Raw genomic sequence first — 4,250 nt, 5'->3', positions numbered from 1 at the left:
TATATATCATTGCGTGAACTGGAGGATCAGTGTAAAGTCAATCTCCGCTTCATGTATCTTATGGATCATCAAGCACCTTCTTACCGTACTTTCGGCTACTTCATCAACGAAGTGCTTGCAATTTTGCTAAAAAACAAATTCAATGGTACAGGGAAAATAATCCATATATAAATTTTTATGTTCCTAAGTGGTTTGAAACTAAAATAAAAAATGCGAGATTAGTAGCATCCAATAAAGAGCATGATTTTTCTAGAAAATATTTTACTTACTTTGCTTTTTATGAGTAGGAATACAATTTTTACCTATTTCCGTATCTGTGAAAACTTTTATAAATAAAAGGCAGTAAGGCTATTGCTATCACTGTATACATTACCATTACAAGCGGAATTTGTCGAAATACACAATTCCCAATCTGATAAATAAGTGGGACTTTTACACTTGCCTGTACATTTGTCAAAATTGTTGGTATCAAATTGAAAAGCGTTGTATATCCAGAAAGTGCCCGTCCTATAAATGGCAATAAGCAATATAAAAAGAACGGAATGCAAACAGCGACACTAATTGTATGCATTTTAGCCGCTACTAACATAGACACTGAAGCCGCCAGTATACTGGCTATAAATCCACATACAACTGTCAACAAATAGTATTGTCCATATGACATAATGTAAATACTATATGCCTGATACATTTGGTAAGGTGTATTCATACCACTGGTTCCCATAATTCCAAAACAAATCACACTAAGTAATATAATTCCCATACAATAAATCATAACTGTCGTAACTACTCCTGCCAGTATTTTTGTTTTAACAGCTTTTGTACGTCCATACTTTGTGGAGAAAAATACTGCATCTGCTTTTGTCTGAAAATCATCTGCAAATATTCCAGCACAAATAAAACCAACTATGATTGCCAGAATAATAGAATACGTTTCTACATACATAATCATAGTATCCCACGAACTATAAGATTCGTATTCTACTGGTAATTTTATTTCATTATATTTCTTTTCCAAGTATTTTTTCTGAACAGAAGTCTTTCCATATTCTTCTGCCATCTTTTCCATATTTTTATGATAAGTGTCATAAAACTCTTGTATATTTTCTTCTGTAATTTGATTCAGAACACTTTCATCATATTCTGCATCCGGTGTTAATACCGATATTATAAAACCCCTAATATCATCTATCGGTTGTAATGTCGTTCCGTAAATCGCATTTTCTTCTGAGGATTGTGTCATCGCATTTTTATTTTGTTCTATAACTTTTCCAAGTTCATCTTCTGTCAATGTACCTTTCCATGCTCGTCTGTTATCTGTAAGTTTTCTTGTTGCCATAATTCCAGTACTAGCATTTCCATTCTCATCCACATAGCGATTACTTGTAACTGCAAATCCGCTAAAAATGACAGCAAGTATCAACGCCAATCCGATTGCAAATACATTAATTTTCTTTGAAAAAATTCGTTTTAATTCTAATTTAAGCATCTTGTTTTTCCTCCGATTTTTCTCCAAAATAAAATAGAAATGCATCTTCCAGATTTTTTTCTACAGTCACAGCATCTTCTGTTGGCTTTTCTATTGAAATAATTCTAAGCTCTGCTCCGTTTTTTGTTGTTTTTATATTTCCAACCAAATATTCATTCATATATTTGTCTATCATACTTCTCGAAACATTACATTGCCATACCTTTTCTTTCATAGAAGATATTAAATCTTTTGCAGTACCTGTATAAAAAAGTTCTCCATCTTTCATTAACATAATGTTATTCGCAATGTATTCAATATCCGATACAATATGTGTAGACAAGAGCACCAAACGTTCTTCCGACAATTCACTAATTAAATTACGAAAACGTATTCTTTCATTCGGGTCTAATCCAGAGGTAGGTTCGTCCAGGACAAGAATTTGCGGATCGTTTAACATCGCCTGTGCTATTCCTACACGTCTAACCATTCCTCCAGACAAATTCTTCATTTTTCTTTTACTGAATTTTTCCATTCCTACTTGATTTAATAATTGCTTCACTTTTTTTCTGGCAAACGGCATTTTTAACCCTTTTATAGAAGAAATGTACATCATATAATCATATACGGTCAAATTTGGATAATATCCAAAATTTTGTGGTAAATATCCCAGAACTTCTCGGTATTCACCTCCTAGTTTCCATATATCTTTACCATTCCATAATATTTGTCCTTCTGATGGTTGAACTATCGTACAAAGCATACGCATTAATGTGGTCTTTCCTGCTCCATTTACTCCAAGCAGTCCATAAATTCCTTTTTCCATAACACAATTCACTTTATTGACAGCATTTACTTCTCCGTATTGTTTTGTTACATTTTTAAATTCTAATTTCATACGTGTAATCCTCCAAAATTTTTTCATCAAATACCAATGACTTCTGAACACAAAAAATAAAATATACAAAAGTCAATATCAGCATAGCCACCCATACCGGAGTTACAATTTTCTGATAAATAACATCATTTGCAACAATCATCATCCATAAACCAACCCATACCAGACAGGAAAGCACTGCTATATATTCTGATTTTTCCCATCTGCTGTACAATACACGAAAACATATACAACATGAAACATTTACAGGAAGTAAAAAATTAACAACCAAATCACTTAACGAGAGTATTGTTGTATGATATGTAATTGCCAAAAACACCATAACGATCAACAGATCCACTACTCCAAACATTAACATTCTTGCTGTACAAATCTGACGCAGCGTGTAATAAGACGCCTGCTCAATCTCAATCGCACCATTTCTTCTGTTTTTCCAAATTTCCGGAACAATCAGAACTACAAAGATTGTTGCAAAGATTCCCATAATTCTCATCATATCTTTTATATCTGAGGTATAATTACTCAACCATATCCATAGACACATAAGAACACAACCTTGTAAAATCCACCATCTTTTTTTTATGAATTTTGTCTGCTCATACAAAAATTCAAAATAAGATGTTTTATGTAATTGTTTCGATAAAACCGGCTCTGACAAAATATTCTGACATGCTTTTATTGTTCTGTTTTCTGCTTCAATCCTTACATATTTTTCTTCAATCTCCTCATTATATTTCTTTATTTGTTGCTTAAATTTCGTCATAGTTTTTAACCTCCAACTCTTTCATTAAAAGTTCTTTTGCTCTTCCGATTCGATATTTTACAAGAGAAAGTTTGATATGAAGAAGTTCTGCAATTTCTCTTTGCTTCAATTCTTGAAAAAAATATAGAACTGCCGTTTCTCTGATTTCTTCCGGCAACTTTTTTACCGCCTGTTCTATTGTCAATCGCACTTCCGTCATTTCCACGTTATTTTGACTACAACTCTCGAATTCTGACAGTTCCACTAATGGAATCTCTTTTTTCTTTTTGTAATAGTTTTTAACAGTATTTCCTGCAATTGTATAAAGATAATTCTTAACTTTTCCATATTCTTTATAGTTATATAAATTTGAGAAGAAACGCAAAAACACCTCTTGTGTCAAATCCTCAGCTTCATAGGTATCATAGCTATGCAACAAACAATATTGATATATGCTTGGATAATATTTTTTGACAAGACTTTCACACGCTTCTTCATCGCCTGCTCTTGCTAAATGCACTAACCAGGAATCTATTTTGTACTTCATTTACTTATTCTCCTTTCTGCTTTCTACATAATATAACAATCATGATGTAGAAAAAGTTAGTATTTTAATTAATTTTTTATTTTTTCTCAATTTTATTCAATTATAAGAGGCCTTAGGTCTAAATTTTCGATATATATGAATGACAGAAAAGGAGCGTGATAAGATGGGAAAAGAATTATTCGACAATATTCCTGGCAAGATAGCTGACTTATTGTCTGATGTAAAGAATGGACGTATCGGTTGATAAGCATCATATCTTCTCTAAGCATTATCTTGAGCAAATTGGCTATAACAATGACCATGATAGAAACCAGATTGCCAATTTTACATATTTAGACTATGCAACAAACATTGATATTTCAGATGCACCACCAGCAGAGTATGTGGTAAGATATAAAGAGAGGCTAGGAGAAGAAGTTATAGGAGGAAGATATATGACCGAAAATGAATTTTTTCAATTAGAAGTAGGTACAGTTATATCTAATAGATGGCAGGCAGACACATATTTTGTAATTTATGATACAGACCAAATGGGTACAGCATATAAAGGGCGAAAATATATAGTATATGGTGCAAGGCAGATGGATTGCGACAA

The 4,250-nt window shown here is 32.4% G+C and carries 5 protein-coding genes and 1 pseudogene; 2 read left to right on the top strand and 4 right to left on the bottom strand.

Annotated features, from left to right (window positions below; genetic code table 11):
- Positions 1-9 precede the first annotated feature (9 nt).
- Positions 10-171, top strand: coding sequence for a transposase (locus KQI85_RS16745; RefSeq protein ID WP_256448241.1), 162 nt, complete (start codon positions 10-12; stop codon positions 169-171).
- 127 nt (positions 172-298) lie between these two features.
- Here KQI85_RS16745 and KQI85_RS16025 read toward each other — a convergent pair whose 3' ends face one another.
- From KQI85_RS16025 to KQI85_RS16010, 4 genes are read right to left on the bottom strand one after another with little or no spacing between them, the layout of a single operon-like run.
- Positions 299-1,489, bottom strand: a complete 1,191-nt coding sequence (locus KQI85_RS16025; protein WP_216577034.1) for an ABC transporter permease — start codon at positions 1,487-1,489, stop codon at positions 299-301.
- Positions 1,482-2,366, bottom strand: a complete 885-nt coding sequence (locus tag KQI85_RS16020; protein WP_216577033.1) for an ABC transporter ATP-binding protein — start codon at positions 2,364-2,366, stop codon at positions 1,482-1,484. The genes KQI85_RS16025 and KQI85_RS16020 overlap by 8 nt, the downstream gene beginning before the upstream one ends.
- Positions 2,350-3,129, bottom strand: a complete 780-nt coding sequence (locus KQI85_RS16015; RefSeq protein ID WP_216577032.1) for a hypothetical protein — start codon at positions 3,127-3,129, stop codon at positions 2,350-2,352. Before KQI85_RS16015 ends, KQI85_RS16020 begins: the two co-directional genes overlap by 17 nt.
- Positions 3,116-3,655: an RNA polymerase sigma factor gene (locus tag KQI85_RS16010; RefSeq protein WP_216577031.1), complete on the bottom strand. Its 540-nt coding sequence runs from the start codon at positions 3,653-3,655 to the stop codon at positions 3,116-3,118. Before KQI85_RS16010 ends, KQI85_RS16015 begins: the two co-directional genes overlap by 14 nt.
- 227 nt (positions 3,656-3,882) lie before the next feature.
- On the opposite strand from KQI85_RS16010, the pseudogene KQI85_RS16005 reads away from it, so the two are divergent.
- Positions 3,883-4,250: pseudogene (locus KQI85_RS16005) on the top strand (hypothetical protein); the annotation flags it as partial.

The organism is Falcatimonas sp. MSJ-15, from assembly GCF_018918265.1.
Classification (GTDB): domain Bacteria; phylum Bacillota; class Clostridia; order Lachnospirales; family Lachnospiraceae; genus Falcatimonas.
Note: the sequence above shows the minus strand (reverse complement) of the source record. Positions and strands in the feature narration are given on the sequence as shown.